The 23521-nt window shown below is 71.8% G+C and carries 22 protein-coding genes; 15 read left to right on the forward strand and 7 right to left on the reverse strand.

From position 1 onward, the window contains the following. The first annotated feature begins 795 nt into the window (after positions 1 to 795). The 7 genes from AB0G79_RS03890 (at position 796) to AB0G79_RS03920 (ending at position 9218) form a co-directional block, all read left to right on the forward strand. A complete protein-coding gene (locus AB0G79_RS03890; RefSeq protein WP_360799668.1) occupies positions 796 to 3987 on the forward strand; it encodes a molecular chaperone Hsp90 in 3192 nt (1063 codons plus the stop codon). 74 nt (positions 3988 to 4061) lie between these two features. After that, positions 4062 to 4220 (forward strand): Scr1 family TA system antitoxin-like transcriptional regulator, encoded by a 159-nt coding sequence (locus AB0G79_RS03895; protein WP_360799671.1) that lies wholly within the window; start codon positions 4062 to 4064, stop codon positions 4218 to 4220. Positions 4221 to 4369: 149 nt separating this feature from the next. Continuing rightward, positions 4370 to 5131, forward strand: a complete 762-nt coding sequence (locus tag AB0G79_RS03900; protein ID WP_360799674.1) for a calcium-binding protein — start codon at positions 4370 to 4372, stop codon at positions 5129 to 5131. 751 nt (positions 5132 to 5882) lie between these two features. Then, the gene (locus tag AB0G79_RS03905) at positions 5883 to 6401 is read left to right on the forward strand and encodes a toxin-antitoxin system HicB family antitoxin (RefSeq protein ID WP_360799677.1); all 519 of its coding nucleotides are present in this window, start codon (positions 5883 to 5885) and stop codon (positions 6399 to 6401) included. A 96-nt stretch (positions 6402 to 6497) separates the two neighbouring features. Further along, complete coding sequence (locus AB0G79_RS03910) at positions 6498 to 7340, forward strand: DUF4097 family beta strand repeat-containing protein (RefSeq protein ID WP_360799680.1); 843 nt, start codon at positions 6498 to 6500, stop codon at positions 7338 to 7340. Positions 7341 to 7431: 91 nt separating this feature from the next. Beyond that, positions 7432 to 8436, forward strand: coding sequence for an ATP-binding cassette domain-containing protein (locus tag AB0G79_RS03915; RefSeq protein ID WP_360799683.1), 1005 nt, complete (start codon positions 7432 to 7434; stop codon positions 8434 to 8436). Then, complete coding sequence (locus tag AB0G79_RS03920; RefSeq protein WP_360799686.1) at positions 8433 to 9218, forward strand: ABC transporter permease; 786 nt, start codon at positions 8433 to 8435, stop codon at positions 9216 to 9218. The genes AB0G79_RS03915 and AB0G79_RS03920 overlap by 4 nt, the downstream gene beginning before the upstream one ends. A gap of 114 nt (positions 9219 to 9332) precedes the next feature. Here the strand turns inward: AB0G79_RS03920 and AB0G79_RS03925 are convergent, their stop codons facing one another. Further along, positions 9333 to 11762 carry an HAD-IC family P-type ATPase gene (locus AB0G79_RS03925; RefSeq protein WP_360799689.1) on the reverse strand — a complete coding sequence of 810 codons (2430 nt, stop codon included), beginning with the start codon at positions 11760 to 11762 and terminating at the stop codon, positions 9333 to 9335. Between the two features lie 146 nt (positions 11763 to 11908). Continuing rightward, positions 11909 to 12250, reverse strand: coding sequence for a DUF2530 domain-containing protein (locus tag AB0G79_RS03930; protein WP_360799692.1), 342 nt, complete (start codon positions 12248 to 12250; stop codon positions 11909 to 11911). Between the two features lie 166 nt (positions 12251 to 12416). On the opposite strand from AB0G79_RS03930, the gene AB0G79_RS03935 reads away from it, so the two are divergent. Continuing rightward, complete coding sequence (locus AB0G79_RS03935) at positions 12417 to 13871, forward strand: NCS2 family permease (RefSeq protein ID WP_360799695.1); 1455 nt, start codon at positions 12417 to 12419, stop codon at positions 13869 to 13871. A 12-nt stretch (positions 13872 to 13883) separates the two neighbouring features. On the opposite strand, the gene AB0G79_RS03940 is transcribed toward AB0G79_RS03935, so the two are convergent. Then, a complete protein-coding gene (locus tag AB0G79_RS03940; RefSeq protein WP_360799698.1) occupies positions 13884 to 14093 on the reverse strand; it encodes a ribbon-helix-helix protein, CopG family in 210 nt (69 codons plus the stop codon). Positions 14094 to 14245: 152 nt separating this feature from the next. Between AB0G79_RS03940 and AB0G79_RS03945 the strand changes: the two genes are divergently transcribed. The 3 genes from AB0G79_RS03945 to AB0G79_RS03955 all read left to right on the forward strand — a co-directional run bounded on the left by AB0G79_RS03945 (position 14246) and on the right by AB0G79_RS03955 (position 16868). Further along, positions 14246 to 14689, forward strand: a complete 444-nt coding sequence (locus AB0G79_RS03945) for a MarR family transcriptional regulator (RefSeq protein ID WP_360799701.1) — start codon at positions 14246 to 14248, stop codon at positions 14687 to 14689. Positions 14690 to 14715: 26 nt separating this feature from the next. Then, on the forward strand, positions 14716 to 16083 hold the full coding sequence (locus tag AB0G79_RS03950; RefSeq protein ID WP_360799704.1) for an MFS transporter: 1368 nt from the start codon (positions 14716 to 14718) through the stop codon (positions 16081 to 16083). A gap of 290 nt (positions 16084 to 16373) precedes the next feature. Further along, entirely contained in the window at positions 16374 to 16868 is a 495-nt protein-coding gene (locus AB0G79_RS03955) for a lamin tail domain-containing protein (RefSeq protein ID WP_360799707.1), read from the forward strand. Here the strand turns inward: AB0G79_RS03955 and AB0G79_RS03960 are convergent. After that, a complete protein-coding gene (locus tag AB0G79_RS03960) occupies positions 16852 to 17364 on the reverse strand; it encodes a GNAT family N-acetyltransferase (protein ID WP_360799710.1) in 513 nt (170 codons plus the stop codon). The genes AB0G79_RS03955 and AB0G79_RS03960 overlap by 17 nt on opposite strands. Before the next feature lie 34 nt (positions 17365 to 17398). On the opposite strand from AB0G79_RS03960, the gene thpR reads away from it, so the two are divergent. Then, positions 17399 to 17998 (forward strand): RNA 2',3'-cyclic phosphodiesterase, encoded by a 600-nt coding sequence (gene thpR / locus AB0G79_RS03965; protein WP_360799712.1) that lies wholly within the window; start codon positions 17399 to 17401, stop codon positions 17996 to 17998. Positions 17999 to 18139: 141 nt separating this feature from the next. Further along, positions 18140 to 19129 carry an aldo/keto reductase gene (locus AB0G79_RS03970; protein WP_360799715.1) on the forward strand — a complete coding sequence of 330 codons (990 nt, stop codon included), beginning with the start codon at positions 18140 to 18142 and terminating at the stop codon, positions 19127 to 19129. 44 nt (positions 19130 to 19173) lie between these two features. On the opposite strand, the gene AB0G79_RS03975 is transcribed toward AB0G79_RS03970, so the two are convergent. Together AB0G79_RS03975 and AB0G79_RS03980 are read right to left on the reverse strand one after the other, a co-directional pair. Continuing rightward, positions 19174 to 19860, reverse strand: coding sequence for a GDSL-type esterase/lipase family protein (locus AB0G79_RS03975; protein ID WP_360799718.1), 687 nt, complete (start codon positions 19858 to 19860; stop codon positions 19174 to 19176). 66 nt (positions 19861 to 19926) lie between these two features. Next, positions 19927 to 20784 carry an alpha/beta hydrolase gene (locus tag AB0G79_RS03980; protein WP_360799721.1) on the reverse strand — a complete coding sequence of 286 codons (858 nt, stop codon included), beginning with the start codon at positions 20782 to 20784 and terminating at the stop codon, positions 19927 to 19929. Between the two features lie 70 nt (positions 20785 to 20854). Here AB0G79_RS03980 and AB0G79_RS03985 point away from each other — a divergent pair, with 70 nt between their 5' ends. Further along, positions 20855 to 21841 carry a WD40 repeat domain-containing protein gene (locus AB0G79_RS03985; RefSeq protein WP_360799724.1) on the forward strand — a complete coding sequence of 329 codons (987 nt, stop codon included), beginning with the start codon at positions 20855 to 20857 and terminating at the stop codon, positions 21839 to 21841. Between the two features lie 132 nt (positions 21842 to 21973). Continuing rightward, positions 21974 to 22339, forward strand: a complete 366-nt coding sequence (locus AB0G79_RS03990; protein ID WP_360799727.1) for a hypothetical protein — start codon at positions 21974 to 21976, stop codon at positions 22337 to 22339. 63 nt (positions 22340 to 22402) lie between these two features. Here AB0G79_RS03990 and serC read toward each other — a convergent pair whose 3' ends face one another. Then, complete coding sequence (gene serC, locus AB0G79_RS03995; protein WP_360799730.1) at positions 22403 to 23521, reverse strand: phosphoserine transaminase; 1119 nt, start codon at positions 23519 to 23521, stop codon at positions 22403 to 22405.

Below are 23521 nucleotides of genomic sequence, written 5' to 3' on the forward strand. Positions count from 1 at the left end.
TCGGTTCGTCCTCTGGGCGGGTGGTCCGGCCCCTGGGCCGACGGTCCGCGCCCCGGGCCGTACGGCCGCCCCGCTGGGCGGTGCCCCTCGCCGGGCGGCGCCCGCAATCCGGGCGGTGCCCGCAACCGGGCGGGGCCCGGTGCCACCTCCGTGTGGGCAGTCGTCCCGCAGGGCGGGACGGGTGGGCACACGGGACGGCGCCCCCTGCCGGGCCCAGGCTTCCGCGCCTGGACCCGCACCCCGAGCGCGGCGCCGTGATGGGTTGTGCCCACCCGCCCCCGAGCTCTTCGAGCAGGGGGCCCCGGCCGTGCGGAACGCCTGCCCACAACGAAGGGCGGCAGCCCGTTGCCACCGCCCGGAGGGGCACCGCCACAACCGGGGCAGCAGCCCAATGACGCCGCTCGGCTGCGCGGCGCTGGAGCCTGGCCCGGAGCCCGTGGTCACCGCCCGGCGGGCCGCCACCTCAACTCGGGCGGTAGGCCCCAGGTGTCGGCCCTGGCGGGCGAGGGCCACCTCGGGCGGCAAGCCCCAGGCGTCGGCCCCGGCGGGCGAGGGCCAACTCGGGCGGTAGGCCCCAGGCGTCGGCCCCGGCGGGCCAGGGCGCACTCCCCGGGCGGCAGCCCGCAGGCGTCGCCCCGTCGGACCAGGGCCGCCCCTCCGCGAGGCCCCCGTCCCACCCGCCCGGACTCCGACGTGCCCAGACGACGGCGCGGGCCCGCCGCGCGATACCTTCGCCCGGGGAGGCACCCCAGCCGCACCCACCACGCAACGCGACACCCCAGACTGGAGTCAGACGTGAGCGCCAGCGTCCGGACGACGACGACGGCCGACGACGGAGCCGACCCCTTCGGCACCGCCCGGCTCCGGCGGGGCGTCCTCGACGCCTGGACCGCCTCCCCCGCCCGCTTCCGCGAGGACGCGAACGCCGAGGAGGACCTCGCCCTCGGCGGCTACCGCGACCGCCTCGTCGTCGAGCTCGCCCAGAACGCCGCCGACGCCGCCCGCCGCGCCGCCGTTACGGGCCGTTTGCGCCTGACGCTGCACCCGGCGGACGCGGACGGCGGCCCGGCGGTGCTCGCCGCCGCCAACACCGGCGCCCCCCTGGACGCCGCCGGCGCCGAGTCGCTCTCGACGCTCCGCGCCTCCGCCAAGCGCGACCAGCAGGAGCAGGAGCACGGCGCCGTGGGCCGCTTCGGCGTCGGTTTCGCCGCCGTTCTCGCCGTCAGCGACGAGCCCGCCGTCCTGAGCCGCCACGGCGGCATCCGCTGGTCCCTGGCCGAGGCCCGGGAGCTGGCGGCGGACGCGGCGGCCCGCAACCCGGGCCTCGCCGACGAGCTCCGCCGCCGCGACGGCCACGTCCCGCTCCTCCGCCTCCCCCTCCCCGCCGAGGGCTCGGCCCCGGACGGCTACGACACGGTCGTCGTCCTCCCGCTCCGCGACGCCGCCGCCCTCGACCTGGCGGAGCGTCTCCTCGACGGCATCGACGACGCCCTGCTCCTGGCCCTCCCGGGCCTCGCGGAGGTCGTCGTCGAGACCCCGGCGGGCGTCCGCACCCTCCGCCGCCACGAGGCCGACGGCTACGTCCACGTCACGGACGGGACGACCGAGGCCGGCAAGGACACGACGAGCACCCACCGCTGGCGCACCGTCACCCACACCGGTCCCCTCGACCCCGCCCTCCTCAAGGACCGCCCGGTGGAGGAGCGCCTCCGCCCCCACTGGTCCGTCACCTGGGCCGTTCCCGTGGACGACGAGGGCGCCCCGAAGTACCCCCGGACGACCCCGGTCGTCCACGCCCCCACCCCCACCGACGAACCCCTCGCCATCCCCGCCCTGCTCATCGCCTCCCTCCCGCTCGACACCACCCGCCGACACACGGCCCCCGGCCCGCTCACCGACTTCCTCGTGCAGCGCGCGGCGGACGCGTACGCCGAGCTGCTCGCCGAGTGGCGTCCGGTGACCACCGCGACCCTCGACCTCGTCCCCGGCCCGCTGGGCAAGGGGCACGTCGACGGCATCCTCCGCGAGGCGATCCTCGACCGGCTGCCGAGGGTCGCGTTCCTCGCGCCCGCCGCCCCGTCCGAGGAGCTCCCGGCGCTCCGTCCGATCGAGGCGGAGGTCGCCGAGGGCGCGGGCAAGGACACGGTCGGCGTCCTCGCCGAGGTCTTCCCGACCCTCCTCCCGGCGGGCCTGGAGCGCCGCCCGGAGCTCCGCACGCTCGGCGTCGGCCGCGTGCCCCTCACGGAGGCGATCGACCGCCTGGCGGGCGTGGACAGGGCCCCGACGTGGTGGTGGCGGCTGTACGACTCCCTCGCCGGCGTCGACCCGGACCGTCTGACGGGCCTCCCGGTGCCGCTCGCGGTGGCCTCGGACCCCGACGACGACGGCGAGCCGCGTCGCATCCGCACGACGATCGGCCCTCGCCAGGTCCTCCTTCCGGAGGAACGCACTCCCGCAGAGTTGACGCGACTCGGCTTGAAGGTGGCGCATCCGGAGGCCGCGCACCCCCTCCTGGAGAAGCTCGGCGCGCTCCCGGCGACGCCCCGCGCGGTCCTGACGACCCCGCAGGTACGGGCGGCGGTCGCGGCCTCGCTCGACGCGGGCGAGATCTGGGACGAGGACGCGGACACCCTGGACGCGGAGGAGCTCGCGGAGGCGGTGCTCGGTCTCGTACGGGAAGCGGACCTGGCCCCGGGGGACGAGCCGTGGCTCGGCGCGCTCGCGCTCCCCGACGAGGACGGCGAACTCGCTCCCGCGAGTGAACTGGTCCTCCCGGACTCCCCGTTCGCCGCCGTCATCCGTGAGGGTGAACTCGCCTACCTCGACGCAGACTTGGCGTCCCGCTGGGGCGAGCAGCCCCTCGCCGCCGTCGGCGTCCTGGCGAACTTCACGCTGATCCGCACGACCGACCTCGTCCTCGACCCGGACGACCTGGACCCCCGCGAGGCCGACTACCCGGAGCCGGACGACGCCGGGCTCCTGGAAGCGGTCGACGTGTGGTGCGAGGACGTCCTCGACCACCTCCCCATGGGGGTCGTGCCGCCGGTGGCGACGGAGATCGTCGCCGTACGGGACCTGGACCTCGTCGAGGACGACGCCTGGCCCCAGGCGCTCGCGCTCCTCGCGCAGCCGCCCCTGCGGGACGCCCTGACTCAGCCCGTACGGGTGCTCCTGCCGGACGGCACGACGGAGACGGTCCGCTCGTACACGGCCTGGTGGCTGCGCGACCACCCCGTCCTCGACGGCCGCCGCCCGGCGGGCCTGCGGGCCGAGGGCTCGGACCCGCTCCTCTCCGGCCTGTACGACTCCGCCGACGCGACCGGCTTCGAGGACGAGCAGGTCCTCCGGGCCCTGGGCGTCCGCACCTCGGTCGCGGCGCTGCTCGACGAGCCCGGTGGTGCCGCGGAACTCCTGGCCCGCCTGGCCGACCCGGACCGCGAGGTCACGGCCGCGCAGCTGCACGCCCTGTACACGGCCCTCGCCGACCTGGACCCGGAGCAGGTGACCCTCCCCGGCAAGCTGCGGACCGTCGTCGACGGCGAACTGGTCGTCGTCGACGCGGAGGAGGCGCTCGTGGCCGACGCCCCGGACCTCCTCCCGCTGGCGGGCGGACTGCCGCTGCTCCCCGTCGCCCCGTCCCGGGCGGCGGACCTGGCCGAGCTGTTCCAGGTGCAGTGCCTCAGCGAGGCGGTCGAGGCGGAGGTGACGACGGTCGGCGAGGAGCACGAGGTCCCCGACGCGGTCCACGCCCTCCTCGGTCCGTCGACCCCGGCGTCGTACATCGAGCACGACGAACTCCGCGCGGCCGGCACGGAACTCGACTGGCGCATCACCCCCGACGGCGTCCTCCACGCCGCCACCCTGGAGGGCGTGGCCGCCGGGCTCGCCTGGGCGGCGGGCCAGTGGCCCCGCCGCTTCGAGGTGGCGGCACTCCTGGAGGACCCGTCGAGGACGGCGGAACTGGCACGGGACCGCTGGTTCGACTGACGCGCGGGGCGCGTGCTCCGGCGCGAACTAGCCGGTCAGGGTGGCGGTTTGAGCCCTACCGCCCCCTGGCCGGGGTGCGGCATCCGGACCGGTTCAGGAACTTCGCCGATGAGGAGGCGAAGGCGGTGGCGATGCCCGATTACGTGGTGCAGGCGGTGCCGGGTCTGCTGCAGACGCCCGCGTACGCGCGATCGCCCTTCGAGCACCGTCGGCCGATGCCGACGACCAGCTGATCCCAGCTCGCCGTCACCCCCGGGAGTGCGCCCGGATGCTCGACTGGCTGGCCTCCCTGATCGACTGCCGAGCGGACCCGTAGACTCCGCTCGCAGTTGATCAGCTCTGATCCGGCCGGGGGGCCGGATCTCGTCCTTGGGGGGACTCCTTGCGCCTGCGCGCACGCATCCGGACCGGCATCGTCACGGCCCTCGCCGCCGTCACTCTGGTGGCCACCCCGACCGCTCACGCGACCGTCGGCAACATGCGCATCACGAAGGTCGTGGTGAACGGCGGGAAGGACATCGTCCTTACCACCACGGCGAAGAAGGTGACCGTCGTGGCCACCATCTCCGAGGACTCGGCCCTCACGGAGGTCGAGATCTCCCTGGAGAACAGGGTCGGCGACGATGTCAACTTCTCCACGCACGGACGCGCCACCTGCACCGGTACGGGCACGGTCAAGACCTGCTCCCGGACACTCACGCTCGACCCGGCGGGCGACCTGCTCCACAACGGCCTCGCGGGCCCCCGCAACTGGAAGGCGTTCGTTCAGGTGTACGCCAAGGACGGCGACTTCGAGAGCGGCTTCTTCCCCTCCGTGGGCGTGCGCAGGGCGACCGCGCTCACCGTCGACGCCGGCCCGGAGCCGGTACGCAAGGGGGCGACGCTCACCGTCAACGGCCGCCTCACGGTGGCGAACTGGAACACCAACACGTGGACGGGCCTGTCGGGGCAGGGGGTGCAGCTCCAGTACTGCAAGTACCCCTGCACCGGGTACACCACGGTGAAGACCGTGACCTCGAACGCGACCGGCAACCTCCGGACGACCGTCACCGCGGCGGCCGACGGCTACTGGCGCTGGAAGTACGCGGCGCCGTACTGGACGGCACCGTCGTTCTCGGCCGCGGACTACGTCGACGTGCGCTGAGGTCTCCGAGGTTCCGAGGGTGGCCGTTGCCAGAGGGCTTCTGGCGCGGCCGCCCTCTTTCCGAGTGTGGCGGCCTCCACCGCCGCGTCAAGGGCCAGTCGGCTTCGCCGATGGGCTGCGCCCACCCTTGACCCGGCGGCGGAGGCCGCCTTTTCCCACTCGGAGGGCGGCCGGGGGCGGGGCCGCCGACTCTCTTCGGGCAGTGTCCGGGGTTGTCGGCGGTGTGGCATGCCGGTGGGGTGGGGCTGGGTTAGCGGTTGCGCCCGGTGGGTGAAGTGGCGGGCCGGTGGGGTCGCGCGGGAGTGGAGTGGGGTGGCCGGGCTTGGCTTAGCGGGTTTCCCGCTGCCGTTGTCGGGCTTCAGGCCCCGCTGGTCTTTCCCGGTGGGTGGTGGGGTGCTTGGGCGCGCGTTTCCCGTGCTGTTGAGGTTCGCGTGGACGTTTTGCCCGGTTTGGGGGCTCGTTGTCGGGGGTTACCGGCGGTTCGTGGGTTGTTGTGTCGATGTCCATCTCGCAGGCCCAGGCGTCACCCCCGTGATGCCACCTCGTGGTGTCACCTGGCGCCAGGTGGCGCCATGCGGTGCCATTTGGTGCCAATCCCCGCCACCAGGTCGCGCCCACCCCCCACCGCGCCACTCCCGCACCCCCCAACTTCTCGACGTTTCCGCAGGTCGGCAGCGTGTGTGCCAAAAAGAGCCCCCTGTGGCGCCACTTCCGCTTGCGTGTGGCGCCATCGTGGTGCCATGATGACGTCATGGACCTCACCCCGTATGTCGACACCCTCCGCCGCGAACTCGCGGTGGCCGCCGAAGCCGGCGGCGACGCGGCTCGCGAGCTGGCCGAGAGGCTCACCGCTCCGCTGGAGTCGGCGACCCGCCTGGCGATGCTCAACGTGCTGTCCGCCGCCACGGACGAGATCACCCGTGAACTCGCCCCCGGTTCCGTCGACGTACGGCTTCGCGGGCTCGACCCCGACTTCGTGGTGACGCTGCCGCCCACCGGCGCCGGCGCCCCCGCCGAGCCGGTCGCGCCCGTCGAGCTCGGGAAGGCCTCGGTCCCGGCCGAGGGCGACGAGGGCGGCACCGCCCGCGTGAACCTCCGCCTCCCGGCCCACCTCAAGACCCGCGCGGAGGAGGCCGCCGCCCGCGAGGGCCTGTCGGTCAACGCGTGGCTGGTGCGGGCCGTCTCGGCGGCGGTGGACGGCGGGGCCCGACCCCGTACCCAGGACACGACCCACACCGTCGGACAGAGCATCACCGGCTGGGTCCGCTAACCCGCCCCAGCCCGCACCGATCCACTCGACTTCACCTCACCCACACCACGTCCCACCAGCGGGGACGCCCTGAAGACCCAAGAGGACGGGACAGCCATGCCTTCTTTCGACACTCCCGAAGCGATCTCCGCCACCACCCGCGTCGAGGCCGGCTCCATCCGGTTCGCGGCGGGTGACCGCGTCGACACCGTCGTCACGGTGGTGCCGCGCAACCCGAAGAAGGACCTGGACGTGAAGGCCGCCGAGCAGACCGAGGTCACGTGCTCGGGTGGTGTTCTGGCGGTCAGGACGCCGAAGTCCGGCCTGTTCGGACGTACCGGCGTCGTCGACGTCACGGTCGAGCTGCCCGCCGGTTCGCGGGTCGAGGTGGACGGTGCCTGGACCCAGGTCCTCGGCGAGGGCCGGCTCGGCGAGGTGCGGGTGAAGACCTCGTCCGGCGACGCCCGCTTCGACACCACCGGCCCGCTGAACCTCACCGCCTCGCACGGCTCGATCACGGTCGACCGCGTCGAGGGGCACGCCGAGGTCACCACCAGCTCGGGCAGCATGCGGATCGGCGTGATCGACGGTTCGGCGGTCCTCAAGAACTCCCACGGCACGACGGCCGTGGACGCCGTGACCGGCGAGGCCCGCGTGAGCGGCGCGAACGGCGACATCGAGATCCGCCGCGCCGAGGACTCGGTCACCGCGAAGACGGCCCACGGCACGGTCCGGATCGGCGAAGTCGCCAACGGGACGATCCAGTTGGAGACCCGCCACGGCGGGATCGAGGTCGGCATCCGCCCGGGTGTGGCCGCGTGGCTGGACGCCAACTCCGGTTCGGGGCAGGTCCGCAACTCGCTGTCGGCGTCGGACGCGCCGGGCGAGGCGGAGGGCCGCGTGAAGATCGTCGCGCGTACGTCGTACGGAAACATCGACATCCGCCACGCGAAGCACTGAGGCAAGGGGGCTCGCCCCCACCTCTGCCCCACCCCACCCCACCCCCGCCCTCTCCCTTCTCCCTCCCCCAAGCCCTCTAACGGAGGACTCCATGCCTTCTTCTGTCATGCCCACATCAGAGATTGCGACGTCGGGAGCGGCGGTCTCCGCCACCGGCCTCCGCAAGTCCTACGGCGACAAGACCGTCCTCGACGGCATCGACCTGAACATCCCCGCAGGTTCGGTGTTCGCGCTGCTCGGCCCGAACGGGGCCGGCAAGACCACCGCCGTGAAGATCCTGTCCACGCTCATCTCCGCCGACGGCGGCGAGGCGCGGATCGCCGGCCACGACCTCGCCAGGGCACCGCAGGCCGTGCGGGCCGCGATCGGCGTCACCGGCCAGTTCTCCGCCGTCGACGGGCTGATCACGGGGGAGGAGAACATGCTCCTCATGGCGGACCTCCACCACCTCTCGAAGCGCGAGGGGCGGCGGGTCGCCGCCGAACTCCTGGAGCGGTTCGACCTCACGGCGGCGGCGAAGAAGCCGGCGTCGACGTACTCCGGCGGCATGAAGCGCCGCCTCGACATCGCGATGACGCTGGTGGGGAACCCCAGGATCATCTTCCTCGACGAGCCGACGACGGGCCTGGACCCGCGCTCCCGCCACAACATGTGGGGGATCATCCGGGGCCTGGTCGCCGACGGCGTGACGGTCTTCCTCACCACGCAGTACCTCGAAGAGGCCGACGAGCTGGCCGACCGCATCGCGGTCCTCAATGACGGCAAGATCGCGGCCGAGGGGACGGCGGAGGAGCTGAAGCGGCTCGTCCCGGGCGGGCACGTACGGCTCCGGTTCTCGGACCCGGCGACGTACCAGACGGCGGTATCGGGTCTGGGGGAGGCGATCCGCGACAAGGACGACGAGGCGCTGACGCTCCAGATCCCGAGCGACGGCAGTCAGCGCGAACTGCGCTCGATTCTCGACTGGTTGGACGCGGCGCAGATCGAGGCGGACGAGCTGACGGTCCACACGCCGGACCTGGACGACGTCTTCTTCGCCCTGACGGCCCCCACCGCCCCCTCTTCCCTCAACTCCTCGAAGGAGGACGTCCGATGAGCACCGTCTCCCTCGCGCTCCGCGACTCGACCACCATGCTGCGCCGCAACCTGCTGCACGCGCGCCGCTACCCGTCGATGACGCTGAACCTGCTGCTCACCCCGATCATGCTCCTGCTCCTCTTCGTCTACATCTTCGGCGACGTGATGAGCGCGGGCATGGGCGGCGGCGACCGCGCCGACTACATCGCCTACCTCGTGCCGGGCCTGGTCCTGATGACGATCGGCTCGACGACGATCGGCACGGCGGTGTCGGTGTCCATGGACATGACCGAGGGCATCATCGCCCGGTTCCGGACGATGGCGATCCACCGGGGTTCGGTGCTCATCGGCCACGTCATCGGCAGCGTGCTCCAGTCGGTGGCGAGCGTGGTCCTGGTCGGCGGCGTCGCCGTCGCGATCGGCTTCCGCTCGACGGACGCGACGGCCGTCGAATGGCTCGCGGCCTTCGGCCTCCTGGTCTTCTTCGCCCTCGCCCTGACCTGGATCGCGGTCGGCATGGGCCTGGTCAGCCCGAACGCGGAGGCGGCGAGCAACAACGCGATGCCGCTGATCTTCCTGCCGCTGATCTCCAGCACGTTCGTGCCGATCGACGCGATGCCGGGCTGGTTCCAGCCGATCGCCGAGTACCAGCCCTTCACCCCGGCCATCGAAACCCTCCGAGGCCTCCTCCTCGGCACCGAGATCGGCCACAACGGCTGGCTCGCGGCCGGCTGGTGCGTGGCCCTGACCCTCCTCGGCTACTTCTGGTCGAAGTCGGCCTTCAACCGCGACCCCAAGTAGCACACCCCGTCCTGCCCGACCGGGACGTGCCCGACCGCCTCCCGGTCGGGCACGTCCCTTCTTGCGTCCGTACGCTCACGGCGACCCGCATCGGGCAGAGCCCGCGCCGGATCCCTACGCCGGGAACCTCTTCGTCACCCAGCGCCAGGCGAGCTCCAGGAGTACCGCGCCCGCCGCCGCGATCGCGACCGCCGTCCACGGCATCGTCACTCCCACCAGCTTGAGGGCGAAGAAGTCCTGGAGCCACGGGACGACGAGGACGAGGAGGAAGGCGAAGCCCATCGTGGCGACCAGGGCCAGGCGCCACAGGGTGTAGGGGCGGGCGATGATCGCGAGGACCCACATGGAGACCAGGAAGAGCGTCAGGGTCGCCGCGCTCGTCTCCGCTTCCAGGGAGCCTTCGCCGACGTAGTAGTGGCGGGCGATGAGGTACGTCGTGAAGGTGGCGGTTCCGGCGATGACGCCGCCGGGGATCGCGTACCGCATCACCCTGCGGACGAAGTTCGGCTTCGCCCGCTCCTTGTTCGGTGCGAGGGCCAGGAAGAAGGCCGGGACGCCGATGGTGAGGGTGGAGAGAAGGGTGAGGTGGCGGGGGAGGAAGGGGTACTCCACCTGGGAGCAGACCACGAGGACGGCGAGGAGGACGGAGTAGACCGTCTTGGTGAGGAAGAGGGTGGCGACCCGGGTGATGTTGCCGATGACCCGGCGGCCTTCCGCGACCACGCTCGGGAGGGTGGCGAAGCTGTTGTTCAGGAGGACGATCTGGGCCACGGCCCGCGTCGCCTCGGAGCCGGAGCCCATCGAGACGCCGATGTCCGCGTCCTTGAGGGCGAGGACGTCGTTCACGCCGTCGCCCGTCATCGCCACCGTGTGCCCGCGGGACTGGAGCGCCGCGACCATGTCCCGCTTCTGCTGCGGCGTGACCCGGCCGAAGACCGCGTTCTCGTCGAGGACCTTCGCCATCTCCTCCGTGTCGGTGGGGAGGGTCCGGGCGTCCACGGTGTTCGCGGCGCCCGGCATGTCGAGCTTCCCGGCGACCGCGCCGACCGAGACCGCGTTGTCGCCCGAGATGACCTTCGTCGCCACGTTCTGGTCGGCGAAATAGGCGAGGGTGTCGGCCGCGTCGGGGCGCAGCCGCTGTTCGAGGACGACGAGCGCGGTGGGCCGCGCGTCCTTCGCCACGTCGGGGGAGTCGAGGTCGTGGACGGTACGGGAGAGGAGGAGGACCCGGAGGCCCTGTTCGTTCAGGTGGTCGATGTCGGCGAGGGTCGGGTCGCCGGGGGTGAGGAGGACGTCGGGGGCGCCGAGGAGCCACGTCGAGTCGTCGCCGTCGCCCTCGCTGAACGCCGCGCCGCTGTACTTGCGGGCCGAGGAGAAGGGGAGGCTCTCGGTGCACCGCCACTCGACCGTCTCCGGGTAGGCGTCGATGATCGCCTGGAGGGAGGCGTTCGGGCGCGGGTCCGATTCGCCGAGGGCGCCGAGGACCTTCCGCACGTACTCCTCGTCCGAGCCGTTCAGCGTCCGCAGCTCGGTGACGTCCATGCCGCCCTCGGTGAGCGTGCCCGTCTTGTCGAGGCAGACGACGTCGACGCGGGCGAGGCCCTCGATCGCCGGCAGCTCCTGGACGAGGCACTGCTTGCGGCCGAGCCGGATCACGCCGATCGCGAAGGCGACGGAGGTGAGGAGGACGAGGCCTTCCGGGATCATCGGGACGATGCCGCCGACCGTGCGCGCGATCGAGCTCTTGAGGTCGTTGTCCTTGACCACGAGCTGGCTGATGATCAGGCCGATGGCCGTGGGGATCATCATCCACGTCACGTACTTCAGGATCGTGGAGATTCCGGTGCGGAGCTCCGAGTGGACGAGCGTGAAGCGCGAGGCCTCCTCGGCGAGCTGGGCCGCGTACGCCTCCCGGCCGACCTTCGTGGCCGTGAACGCGCCGCCGCCCGCCACGACGAACGACCCCGACATGACGGGGTCGCCGGGCTGCTTCACGACGGGGTCGGCCTCGCCGGTGAGGAGGGACTCGTCGATCTCCAGGCTGTCCGCCTCCGCGACGACGCCGTCGACGACGACCTTGTCGCCGGGGCCGAGCTCGATGAGGTCGCCGAGGACGATCTCGGAGGTGGAGATCTCCGCGGCGGCGCCCTCGCGGCGGACGGTCGGTTTCGCCTCGCCGATGACGGCCAGGCCGTCGAGGGTCTTCTTGGCCCGGAGCTCCTGGATGATGCCGATGCCGGTGTTGGCGATGATCACGAAGCCGAAGAGGCTGTCCTGGATCGGCGCGACGAAGAACATGATCACCCAGAGCACGCCGATGATCGCGTTGAAGCGGGTGAAGACGTTGGCGCGGACGATGTCGGCGGTGGAGCGCGAGCTCCGCACCGGTACGTCGTTGATCTCGCCGCGCGCGATCCGCTCGGCGACCTCGGCGGCGGTCAGTCCGCCCGGCCGATGGACGATTTCCGGCCGGTCGGCCGCTTCCGGCGGCCTCACCGCCTCGGCTCCGCCGCCGTCCGTGTCGGTCTTCGCCCGCTGAGTCATGCTTTCGACGTTACGGCCGGATTCGATCGATTACCTGCCGATCTCCGTCGATCGGGGGCAAGATCCGACCAGGGGAGGAGCGGGATCGTCCCTGGGGCCCATGCGGGGCCGGACCCCGGCAGGAGGCGGGAGCCGGTCGGGTGGTGTTACGCCTCCGGGGTCGGCGTACCGGAAGACGCCCCGGACGCCCCGGGCGCCCCAGCCGCCCCAGCCGCCCCGGACCCCTCAGCCGCCCGCGCCGCCTCGTGCCGCTTGATCGCCGCGTCCCGCTTCCGTACGTACCAGATGCCGATCAGGCCGAGGCCCGCGCCCGCGAGGCACGTCCAGACCCACCAGGTCAGGTCGCGGTCGGCGAACCAGCCGTAGAAGGGGAGCTGTACCAGGAAGAGGACGAACCAGAGGATCGTTCCGCCGGTGATCGTGGCGACGACCGGCCCTTCGAGGGGTTCGGGTGCCTCGTGCTTCGGTGTCCACTTCGCCTTCGCCATGGGCTCAGTTTAGGCCGCCCGCATGCGGACCCTCGTTCGTACGGTGGACGTTCTACGCGCGGAGATGGACTCGCTCTCGTTCATGTGTTCATACTGAAACGGTTTGCCTCTGGCGGGTTTCCTTCGTATGAACCGCCAAGCCCTTCACCTCCGTAGAGGAAACCCCATGAGCTCGACGGCCACCGCCAAGGCCAATCAGCCGGAGACCCCTGGAACCCCGGGAACTCCCACCTCCGGCCTCGACCGCTACTTCAAGATCTCCGAGCGCGGTTCCACCGTCGCCCGCGAGGTCCGTGGCGGCTTCGCCACCTTCTTCGCGATGGCCTACATCATCGTGCTGAACCCGATCATCCTCGGCAGCGCCAAGGACATGTACGGGCACCAGCTCGACGGCGGCCAGCTCGTCACCGCGACCGTCCTGACGGCCGCGTTCACGACCCTCCTCATGGGCGTCATCGGCAACGTCCCGATCGCCCTCGCCGCCGGCCTCGGCGTCAACACGGTCGTCGCGCTCCAGCTCGCGCCCAAGATGTCCTGGCCGGACGCCATGGGCATGGTCGTCCTCGCCGGCATCGTCGTGATGCTGCTCGTCGCGACCGGCCTGCGCGAGCGCGTCATGAACGCCGTCCCGGTCGGCCTCCGCAAGGGCATCGCGATCGGCATCGGCCTCTTCATCATGCTGATCGGCCTCGTCGACTCGGGCTTCGTCTCCCGCATCCCCGACGCCGCGCACACGACCGTCCCGCTCCAGCTCGGCAGCGACGGTCACCTGAACGGCTGGCCGGTCCTCGTCTTCATCCTGGGCACGCTGCTCACCCTCGCGCTGATCATCCGCAAGGTGCCGGGCGCGATCCTCATCTCGATCGTCGCCATGACGATCGTCGCGATGGTCATCGACGCGGTCGCGACCGTCCCGTCCTGGGGCCTCACCACCCCGAAGTGGCCGGGCAACCCGGTCGCCTCGCCGGACTTCGGCCTCGTCGGCGAGGTCAGCATCTTCGGCGGCTTCGAGAAGGTCGGCATCCTCACCGGCGTCCTCTTCGTCTTCACGGTCCTGCTGTCCTGCTTCTTCGACGCGATGGGCACGATCCTCGGCGTCGGCGACGAGGCCAAGCTGATCGACAAGGACGGCAACTTCCCGGGCATCAACAAGGTCCTGCTGGTCGACGGCCTCGCCGTCGCCTCCGGCGGCGCGACCTCGTCCTCCGCCACCACCTGCTTCGTCGAGTCCACGGCCGGCGTCGGCGAGGGCGCCCGCACGGGCCTCGCCTCGGTCGTCACCGGCGGCCTCTTCTCGATCGCGCTGTTCCTCACGCCGCTCGCGACGATGGTCCCGTCCCAGGCCGCCACGCCCGCGCTGCTCGCGGTCGGCTTCCTGATCATGGCCGGTTCGATCAAGGACATCGACTGGACCGACTACACCATCGCGGTGCCGGCCTTCCTGGCCATGATGATGATGCCGTTCACGTACTCGATCACGAACGGCATCGGCATCGGCTTCATCGCCTTCACCGTCCTGCGCCTCGCGGCCGGCCGAGGCCGCGAGGTCCCGGCGGCCATGTACGTCGTCTCGGCGGTCTTCGTCTTCTACTACGCGATGCCGGCCCTCGGCCTCACGTAAGCGGTCGGGCGATCACGTGGTCGCCGTTTCGCGGGGCGCCTCGGGCGTCCCGTAGAACTTCTCCGTCTCTTCGACGGCGGTCTTGAACCGTTCGTCGAAATCCTCCCGAATGAGCGTCCGGACGACATAGTCCTGGACGCTCATTCCTCTTTTCGCGGCGTGACTCTTGAGCCGGTCGAGCAGCTCACTGTCGATGCGCAGGCTGAGCACTGTCGATCCCATGTCGTCAGGGTCGGGGCTCTCGGTGCTTCTTTGCGTCACTTTCCGGATCCTACTCACTCATTTGGGTGATACATCGATACGAGCCGTGACGCTTCTCGCACTCCGGCGTGCCGATTGGTCTTTAGGGAGAGTAATGAGTTAGGCTAACGAACATGCCTGACCTGTCCCACGGCACCGCCGACGACGCCGCCGCCGTGAACGCGCTGCGCTCCTCCGTCATGAGACTGAGCCGACGACTGAAGCACCAGCGGGTCGACGAGTCGCTGAGCCCCACCGAGATGTCGGTGCTCGGCACCCTCGCCCGCTGCGGCTCCGCCACCCCCGGCGAGCTGGCCCGCAAGGAGCACGTTCAGCCGCCGTCGATGACCCGCATCGTCGCACTGCTCGAAGCCAAGGGACTGGTCCGGCTGGAGCCTCACCCCGACGACCGCCGCCAGAAGGTGGTCCGCCAGACCGAGCAGGCCGAGGCCATGCTCGACGAGTCCCGCCGCAAGCGGAACGCCTGGCTGGCCGCCCTCGCCGAGGGTCTGGACGAGGACGACTGGGCCAAGCTGCGCGCCGCCGCCCCCGTCCTGGAGAAGCTCGCCCACCTCTGACCCGAGCGCCAAGGAGGCGACGCACATTGAGTACGGGACACGGAGCAGACTCCGCACCCGTCCATAAACCCACCCTCGACACCAAGGGGCGGGGAGGAACCCGGAGGCGGAAACCCCTCTTCGGGGACACCTTCTCCTCGCTCCGCATCCGCAACTACCGGCTGTTCTTCACCGGAGCCATCGTCTCCAACACCGGCACGTGGATGGCCCGCATCACCCAGGACTGGCTGGTCCTCAGCCTCACCGGCTCCGCCGCCGCCGTCGGCATCACGACGGCCCTGCAGTTCCTGCCGATGCTGCTCTTCGGCCTGTACGGCGGTGTGATCGCCGACCGCTACCCGAAGCGGCAGCTGCTCCTCGTCAGCCAGGCCGCTCTCGGCCTCTGCGGACTCGCGCTCGCCGCGCTCACGCTCTCCGGAGCCGTCCAGGTCTGGCACGTCTACCTGATCGCCTTCCTGCTCGGCATGGTGACGGTCGTCGACAACCCGGCCCGGCAGTCCTTCGTCTCCGAGATGGTCGGCCCGAAGCAGCTGCGCAACGCCGTCTCGCTGAACTCCGCGAACTTCCAGTCCGCCCGGCTCGTCGGCCCCGCCGTCGCCGGTGTCCTCATCGCCGGCGTCGGCAGCGGCTGGGCCTTCCTGCTCAACGGCCTGTCCTTCCTCGCCCCGCTGGTCAGCCTGCTGCTCATGCGCCCGAGCGAGCTCCACAAGGTGGAGCGCGCCCCGCGCGGCAAGGGCCAGCTCCGGGAGGGGCTGCGGTACGTGGCCGGGCGCCCCGACCTGATCTGGCCGATCGTCCTCGTGGGCTTCGTCGGCACCTTCGGGTTCAACTTCCCGATCTGGCTGTCGGCGTTCGCCGGCGACGTCTTCCACCTCGGCCCGGGCGCGTACGGCTTCCTGAACACGCTCATGGCGGCCGGCTCCCTCGTGGGCGCCCTCGCGGCGGCCCGGCGCGGCTCGACCCGCCTGCGGATGCTCGTCGTCGCGGCCGGAGTCTTCGGCGCCCTGGAGATCGCGGCGGCCCTGTCGCCGACGTTCTGGCTGTTCGCGCTGCTGCTCGTGCCGATCGGCATGATCGGCCTCACGGTCAACATCACCGCGAACTCGGCGGTCCAGATGGCGACCGACCCGGGCATGCGCGGCCGCGTCATGAGCCTCTACATGATGGTCTTCGCCGGTGGCACGCCGATCGGCGCGCCCCTCCTGGGCTGGGTCACCGACACGTACGGGGCCCGCGTCGGCTTCGCGGCCGGCGGCGCGATCTCGCTCGCGGCTGCCGGTGTCATCGGGCTCGTCCTGGCCCGCGTGGGCGGCCTCAAGGTCGCGATGGGCTGGCACCACGGCCACCCGCAGGTGCGGTTCGTGGCCCGCGAACGGCTGGCGACGGCGGCGTGACGCGGCAGGAGTGCCGTTGGGGCGCCGTTGGAGCGCCGTAGGGGTGCGTGCGGGAGTGGGGGCGGGGTCTTGTCAGGGGCCGCCCCCATCTTCGTACCCGTCCCCAGCTCCGTCCCGTACCCGTACCCGTACCCGTACCCGTACCCGTACCCGTACCCGTACCCGTACCGTCCCCGCCCCGCCGCCAACTGACAAACTGCCGCCCGCGCGAGGCCCGTTCGTGAGCGTTCTGTGTATCTTCTGTGCCGCCCTGTCATGGGCACCACGGGAATCCCCCAGGAGGACACACCTTGCGCAAGCTCAGCGTCATAGCCCCGGCCCTCGCCGTCGGGGCGCTCGCCGCCCTCTCCACCGCTCCGGCCCACGCCGCCGAGTACTCCTCCGCGCTGAAGATCAGGGGCATCCAGTACGACGCCCCCGGCCGGGACTCCAACGCGTGCTCCACCGGCAACACCGCCGCCGAGTACGTCAGCATCAAGAACTACTCGCGCACCGCCACGGTGAACCTCAAGGGCTACACCGTGAAGGACGCGGCGGGGAACACGTACGTCTTCCGGATCAACCACTACCTGCAGCCGGGCGACTACGTGAACCTGCGGGGCAACTACGGCACCGAGTCCGACGCCCGCAACGTCGCCTACCGCAACAACTGCAACTTCATGTGGAACAACGACCGCGACACCATCAAGCTGCTGAAGCCCGGTGGCGCCTACGCCGACGTGCACGCGTACTCCAAGAGCGCCAACGACCGCGACGGGAACGGCTACATCACGTATCACGGCTGATGCGCCGCTCCAGCACCTGACCCCGCCACTCGCCCACCGCGAACGGCTCGGTCCGCGTGAAGCCCTGGCCCTCGTAGTAGGAGACCAGCCGCCCCTCGCTGCCCGCGAAGCAGTCCACCCGCAGCAGCGAGACGCCCTGGCGGCGGGTCTCCTCGGCCGCGTGCGCGAGGAGGGCCGCGCCGACGCCGTGGCCGTGGAAGCGCGCGTCGGTCGCGAGGAGCCGGACGTACACCTCGGGCTCGTCGGCCGGCGGGACGTGCTTGCCCGGGTGCGGGGTCAGGGTCATCGTCCCCGCCGGTACGCCGTCGATCTCGACGATCCACGGGTCGCCCTCGGCCATGGTCCGCTCCACCTGCTCCACCGCCGCCGGGCGCGCGGAGAAGGACTCCGTGCCCCACTGGGCGGTGATGCCCCTGCCGTTCAGCCAGGTCACGGCGCTGTCGAGTATCGCGAGAATCGCGGGGAGGTCATCGGCCCCGCCCTTACGGATCTTCATGCCGCCGAGGTTATCCGCTGCGACACTTCTGACCATGAGGCTCTTCGCGGCCGTCCTGCCGCCCGCCGAGCAGCTCGCCGAGCTCGCCCGCGCCGCCGACCGGCTGCACGCGCTCCCCGGCGCCGACGCGCTCCGCTGGACCTCGCGGCCCGGCTGGCACCTCACGCTCGCCTTCATGGGCGAGGTCGACGAGGAGCTCCTCCCCGAGCTGCGCACCCGTCTCGCCCGCGCCGCCCACCGCACCCCGCCGCTCCCGCTCCGCCTCCACGGCGGCGGGCACTTCGGCCGCGGGACCCTGTGGGCGGGCGTCGCCGGGGACCTGGACGAGCTGCGGCTGCTCGCCGAGCGGGCGGACGCGGCGGCCCGCCGGGCCGGGGTCGCGATGGAGGAGCACCGCCGCTACCAGGCACACGTGACGCTGGCCCGGTCCCGTGCGGGCGCCGTCGACCTGCGGCCCTTCCTCGACGAGCTGGCCGCCTTCGAGGGCACCCGCTGGCAGGCCCGGGAGCTGGTCCTCGTCCGTTCGAACCTGCCGGTGAGCGGGGTGCGGGGCGAGCAGCCGCGGTACGAGGCGGTCGAGTCCTGGCCCCTCGGGGCGGGGGGAGGGGACGGGCGGGGCGGAGGAGCGGGTTAACCTCGACGGGTGGATCCGAAGACCCGAAACCGAATCATGGCCGGCGTGCTCGTTCTGATGTTCGCGATCATCGCGGTGGCGGCGGTGACGGGACAGTAACCCCTTGCTTCGAGCGGACTCGAAGCAGTTGGCTTGCTCCCCATGGAGTACACGCAGCTCGGACGCACCGGACTCAAGGTCAGCCGCCTCGTTCTCGGCACGATGAACTTCGGGCCCCAGACGGACGAAGCCACCAGCCACGCCATCATGGACACGGCGCTGGACGTGGGGCTCAACTTCTTCGACACCGCCAACGTCTACGGCTGGGGCGAGAACAAGGGCCGTACGGAGGAGATCATCGGCTCGTGGTTCGCCAAGGGTGACGGCCGCCGCGACAAGACCGTCCTCGCCACCAAGGTCTACGGGAACATGGGCCTCGACGGCGAGGCCTGGCCCAACCACGACAAGCTCTCGGCGCTCAACATCCGCCGGGCGGTCGAGGCCAGCCTGAAGCGGCTGAACACGGACTACATCGACCTGTACCAGTTCCACCACGTCGACCGCGCCACCCCCTTCGAGGAGATCTGGCAGGCCGTCGACGTCCTGATCCAGCAGGGCAAGATCCTCTACGCCGGCTCCTCCAACTTCCCCGGCTACAAGATCGCCCAGGCCAACGAGGTCGCCGCCCGGCGCGGCTCGGTCGGCCTCGTCAGCGAGCAGTGCATCTACAACCTCTTCGAGCGGCGCGCCGAGATGGAGGTGATCCCGGCGGCCCAGGAGTACGGGCTCGGGGTCATCCCGTGGTCGCCCCTGCACGGCGGCCTCCTCGGGGGCGTCCTCAAGAAGGAGACCGAGGGCAGGCGCCGGACCGAGGGCCGCGCGGCGGAGAGCCTCGCCGACCCGGTGATCCGGGCGCGCTTCCAGGCGTACGAGGACCTGCTCGACAAGCACGGGCTCGCGCCCGGCGAGGTCGGTCTCGCCTGGCTCCTCACCCGCCCGGGCGTGACGGGTCCGATCGTCGGCCCGCGCACGCCGGAGCAGCTGGACGGGGCGCTCCGCGCGCTGGAGCTGGAGCTGGGCGACGAGCTCCTGGCGGAGCTGGACGTGATCTTCCCGGGCCCGGGCCCGTCGCCGGAGGCCTTCGCCTGGTGATCGGCCGGGGACGCCTCCGTCCCCCGTGCGCGCTCCGCGCCGTTTCAGTGGGCGTAGGCGCCGCCCAGGCCCCACGCCTGGTGCATCGCCGTCGCGAAGGCGGACGCGAGCTTGTGCTCGCCCGTCACGCCCGGGTGCGTCCCGTCGTACGTGTCCGTGTGGATGTCGTACGACTCCGGGACCGTCGCGAGCAGCAAGGGGGACGAGGGGGCGTCCAGGTCGGCGACGGCCTTCGCGAGGAGCTCGTTGAAGCGGGCGCACTCGGCGGCGAAGGGGGCGTCGTACTCGGCGCGGACGTTCGGGATGACCGGCAGGAGGACGGCCCGGACGCGCGGGTTCGCGGCGCGGGCCGCCGCGACGAACGCGCGGACGTTCTCCTCGGTCTGGTCGCTGTTCGTGTAGAAGCCGAGGTCGATCAGGCCGAGGGAGATGAGCAGCACGTCCGCCCCCGTCGCCCCGACCGTCTCCCCGATCACCGGCGCCATGTGGAGCCAGCCCTCGCCCCAGCCGGCCAGGTGGCGGCGGGCGGGGGCGGGGAAGTCGGGGTCGGCGTAGGCCTCGACGCCGCCGGGTTCGTCGGGGGCCGTCGGGTCGTACAGGCCGGTGCGCGGGCCGACGATCTCGTACGCGCCGGGCAGTGTGGCCTCCAGGTGCCGCCACATCCGGTAGCGCCAGGTCCAGTCGCCGACGCGTCCGATGGTCATGCTGTCGCCGACGAACAGAAAACGCATGGCCACATCATCCCGGACCGCCGCGCGGGGCCGGTACGTGATCCGGGCCACCACCGCGCCGGTGAGTCAGCCCAGGAAGCCGTCGACCGTCGTCGCGAACCACTTCGCGTCGTCGTGCCAGGGGAAGTGGCCGGCCCCGTCGAGCACCGCGAGAGCGGACTGCGGGAACAGCTCCGCGTACGCAGTCGCCGTCGGTACGGGCGTGTTCGCGTCGCCCTCGCCCGCGACGACGAGCACGGGGCGCCCGAACTCCGCGAACGCGGCCCGCGTCGCCTCCGGCGCGAACGCGCCCTCGCCGGCGTACACCCCGGCGGCCTCGCCGTTCCGCTGCGTCACCGTGTCGGCGTTCCGCCGCCGCGCGGCTTCGTCCCACGTCCCGTGGAAGAACGGCGCCACCGCCGCGAAGGTCTCCGGCCCGCCCCGCCCCGACGTCAGGTCCTCCAGCGCCGCGTACGCCTCCGGGAACCACGGCTCCTCCTCGCGCCACGGCCGCTTCGCCGCCGCGAGGCGCTCCTCGCCGCTCGTGTCGAGGCCGACCGCCGCCGTGCCGGGGGTCACCAGGACGAGCCGCGCCACGCGCTCCGGGTGCGCGGCCGTGTAGAGCGCGGCCAGGTTCGCGCCCGCCGAGTGCCCGAGGAGGTCGACCGTGTCGAGCCCGAGGTGGACGCGGAGCGCCTCCACGTCCGCCACCAGCCGGTCGCAGCGGTACGAGGACGGGTCCTCCGGCGCCGCCGAGGCGCCCGTGCCGCGCAGGTCGAGCCGGACCACCGTGCGGAAGGCGGTGAGCCCGCCCAGGTCCCCCAGGTAGGCCGAGTCCTGCATGGGGCCGCCGGGGAGGCAGAGCAGCACGGGACCGGAACCGGGGAAGGAGCCCGACACGTGGTACGCGAGAAGGGTGCCGTCCGGCGAGGTGAAGGTAGGCATGATCGCGACCATGACAGTGGCTTCCGTGCAGGTCAAGCGTGTTTCCGGGGCCCGTGGCAGGCTTGGGGGCATGCGAACTGCTCTGTGCGCCCTGGGCGCGGCCGCGGTCCTGGCCCTGCTCCCCGCCGGCCATGCCCGTGCCGAAGGGCAGGAACCCGACCGGGACTTCACGATCAAGGACCCCCGGATCACCGAGTCCAGCGGCCTCGCCGCGAGCCGCGCCCACCCCGGGATCTACTGGACGCACAACGACCAGGACGAGCCCCTGGTCTACGGCGTCGACTCCCGTACGGGAGAGACCGTCGCGACCCTCACGATGACCGGGGTCGGCACCCCGAGGGACATGGAGGCCATCTCCGTCGGCCCCGACGGGGACATCTACGTCGGCGACATCGGCGACAACCTCGACGGCTCCTGGGACCACGTCTGGATCTACCGCTTCCCCGAGCCGAAGACCCTCACGGACCAGAAGGTCAAGGCCACGCAGTACGTCGTGAAGTACGCCGACGGGGCGCGCAACGCCGAGGCCCTGATGGTGCATCCGAAGACCGGCCGGGTCTACGTCGCGAGCAAGCGCGAGGGCGGCGGCAAGCTCTACGCCGGGCCCGAGAAGCTCTCCGCCTCCGGCACCAACGTCTTCAAGCCGGTCGGCGAGGTCCCCTGGGTCACCGACGGCGCCTTCTCGCCCGACGGCGGAAAGCTCGTCCTGCGCAGCTACTTCAGCGCCCGCGAGTACGACTGGAAGGACGGCCGCATCGAGGGCGACGGCACCTCGCCGGGCGCCCCGTTCCAGGCGCAGGCGGAGTCGGTGACGTACACGACGGACGGCTCGGCGTTCATGTTCGGCACGGAGGGCAAGGAGAGCCCGGTCGTCAGGGTGGACCGGCAGGGCGGGCAGGAGCAGGGGTCCGGCAGCCCGAAGCCGCCGGGGACGTCCTCCCCCGGGGCGAGCGGCGGGACGGACGAGCCGACCGGCAGCGCGACGAAGGGCTTCCTGGTCCTCGCGGGCGCGACGGTCCTCGTCCTCGGCGCGAAGCGCCTCATGCGGCGAGGCTGACGAGCTGCGGCGCGGCCGACCGCCGGGGGCCGGCGTCGGCGGGCCGCCGGGGCCGGCGGCGGGGTCGGCGGGCCGGTGAGCCCGGGAGGGGCGAGACTGGAAGGGGACCGGAAAACCCGCGGAGGTGGCGGCATGACCTCATTCACCCGGGAGGACACCCCGGTCGCGCTCGGGGGCGACGGCGTCGACATCCGCCTGCAGGAGATCGGCGGGGGCATGACCCTCGCCTTCATCCACCTTCCCCAGGGCACCGACCTGGGCCCGGCCCTGAAGGGCCTGGAGGGAGACCTCTGCCAGTGCCCGCACTGGGGATACCTCTTCAAGGGCCGCATCAGGATGCGGTACGCCGACGGCGAGCGGATCTACGAGGCCGGGCAGGCCTACTACTGGGGGCCCGGCCACGCGCCCGAGGCGCTGGAGGACGTCGACGTCGTCGAGTTCTCGCCGACCGAGGAGTTCAACGAAGTGATCGACCACGTGAAGGCGCAGACGGCGTGAGACGGGAAGGGCCCGGCGCCCCCCAGGGGGATGCCGGGCCCTTCGACGGTCGACGGTCGACGGTCAGAGCTGGCCGATGACGTAGTCGATGCACGCCGTCAGCGCGCGGACGTCCGCCGGGTCGATCGCCGGGAACATCGCGATGCGGAGCTGGTTGCGGCCGAGCTTGCGGTACGGCTCGGTGTCGACGATGCCGTTGGCGCGGAGCACCTTGGCGACGGCCGCCGCGTCGACGTCGTCGGAGAAGTCGATCGTGCCGATGACCTGCGAGCGCTTCGCCGCGTCCGTGACGAACGGGGAGGCGTGCTTGGACTCCTCGGCCCAGCCGTACAGCGCGTCCGAGGACTCCTTCGTCCGGGCCACGGCCCAGTCGAGACCGCCCTGGCCGTTGATCCACTTCAGCTGCTCGTTGAGCAGGAAGAGGGTCGAGAGCGCGGGGGTGTTGTACGTCTGGTTCTTCAGCGAGTTGTCGATCGCCGTCGGCAGCGAGAAGAACTCGGGGATGTGCCGGCCGGACGCGTGGATCTTCTGCGCGCGCTCCAGGGCGGCGGGCGAGAAGGCCGCGAGCCACAGGCCGCCCTCGGCGGCGAAGGACTTCTGCGGGGCGAAGTAGTAGACGTCGGTCTCGGCGATGTCGACGGGCAGACCGCCGGCGCCGGAGGTCGCGTCGACCAGCACGAGCGCGCCCTCGTCGGCGCCCGCGACCCGCTTCAGCGGGGCGGCGACACCGGTCGAGGTCTCGTTGTGCGTGTACGCGTAGACGTCGACGCCCGCCTCGGCCACCGGCTCCGGGTGCGTGCCCGGGTCGGAGGAGATCACGGTCGGCTCGGCAAGCCAGGGAGCCAGCTTGGCGGCCTTCGCGAACTTGGAGGAGAACTCGCCGAAGGTGAGGTGCTGCGACTTGTTCTCGATCAGACCGTGGGTCGCGACGTCCCAGAAGGCGGTGGAGCCGCCGTTGCCCAGGATCACCTCGTAACCCTCGGGCAGGGAGAACAGGTCGGAGATGCCGGCACGTACCTCGCCGACCAGGTTCTTCACCGGAGCCTGGCGGTGGGACGTGCCGAGGAGGGAAGTGCCGGTCGCGGCCAGGGCGTCCAGCGCCTCCGTACGCACCTTGGAGGGGCCCGCGCCGAAACGGCCGTCGGCGGGCTTGATGTCAGCGGGAATCCGGATCTCAGCCAC

The organism is Streptomyces sp. NPDC020807 (assembly GCF_040641575.1).
Taxonomy (GTDB): Bacteria; Actinomycetota; Actinomycetes; order Streptomycetales; family Streptomycetaceae; genus Streptomyces.

Excerpts from the sequence above, each read along its gene's own strand:
- AB0G79_RS03905 (WP_360799677.1), top strand. The coding sequence starts at position 5,883 with ATGGACCTCACCCCGTATGTCGACACCCTCCGCCGCGAACTCGCGGTG.
- AB0G79_RS03910 (WP_360799680.1), top strand. The coding sequence starts at position 6,498 with ATGCCTTCTTTCGACACTCCCGAAGCGATCTCCGCCACCACCCGCGTC.
- AB0G79_RS03915 (WP_360799683.1), top strand. The coding sequence starts at position 7,432 with ATGCCTTCTTCTGTCATGCCCACATCAGAGATTGCGACGTCGGGAGCG.
- AB0G79_RS03920 (WP_360799686.1), top strand. The coding sequence starts at position 8,433 with ATGAGCACCGTCTCCCTCGCGCTCCGCGACTCGACCACCATGCTGCGC.
- AB0G79_RS03925 (WP_360799689.1), bottom strand. The coding sequence starts at position 11,762 with ATGACTCAGCGGGCGAAGACCGACACGGACGGCGGCGGAGCCGAGGCG.
- AB0G79_RS03930 (WP_360799692.1), bottom strand. The coding sequence starts at position 12,250 with ATGGCGAAGGCGAAGTGGACACCGAAGCACGAGGCACCCGAACCCCTC.
- AB0G79_RS03935 (WP_360799695.1), top strand. The coding sequence starts at position 12,417 with ATGAGCTCGACGGCCACCGCCAAGGCCAATCAGCCGGAGACCCCTGGA.
- AB0G79_RS03940 (WP_360799698.1), bottom strand. The coding sequence starts at position 14,093 with ATGGGATCGACAGTGCTCAGCCTGCGCATCGACAGTGAGCTGCTCGAC.
- AB0G79_RS03945 (WP_360799701.1), top strand. The coding sequence starts at position 14,246 with ATGCCTGACCTGTCCCACGGCACCGCCGACGACGCCGCCGCCGTGAAC.
- AB0G79_RS03960 (WP_360799710.1), bottom strand. The coding sequence starts at position 17,364 with ATGAAGATCCGTAAGGGCGGGGCCGATGACCTCCCCGCGATTCTCGCG.
- thpR (WP_360799712.1), top strand. The coding sequence starts at position 17,399 with ATGAGGCTCTTCGCGGCCGTCCTGCCGCCCGCCGAGCAGCTCGCCGAG.
- AB0G79_RS03970 (WP_360799715.1), top strand. The coding sequence starts at position 18,140 with ATGGAGTACACGCAGCTCGGACGCACCGGACTCAAGGTCAGCCGCCTC.
- AB0G79_RS03975 (WP_360799718.1), bottom strand. The coding sequence starts at position 19,860 with ATGCGTTTTCTGTTCGTCGGCGACAGCATGACCATCGGACGCGTCGGC.
- AB0G79_RS03980 (WP_360799721.1), bottom strand. The coding sequence starts at position 20,784 with ATGCCTACCTTCACCTCGCCGGACGGCACCCTTCTCGCGTACCACGTG.
- AB0G79_RS03985 (WP_360799724.1), top strand. The coding sequence starts at position 20,855 with ATGCGAACTGCTCTGTGCGCCCTGGGCGCGGCCGCGGTCCTGGCCCTG.
- AB0G79_RS03990 (WP_360799727.1), top strand. The coding sequence starts at position 21,974 with ATGACCTCATTCACCCGGGAGGACACCCCGGTCGCGCTCGGGGGCGAC.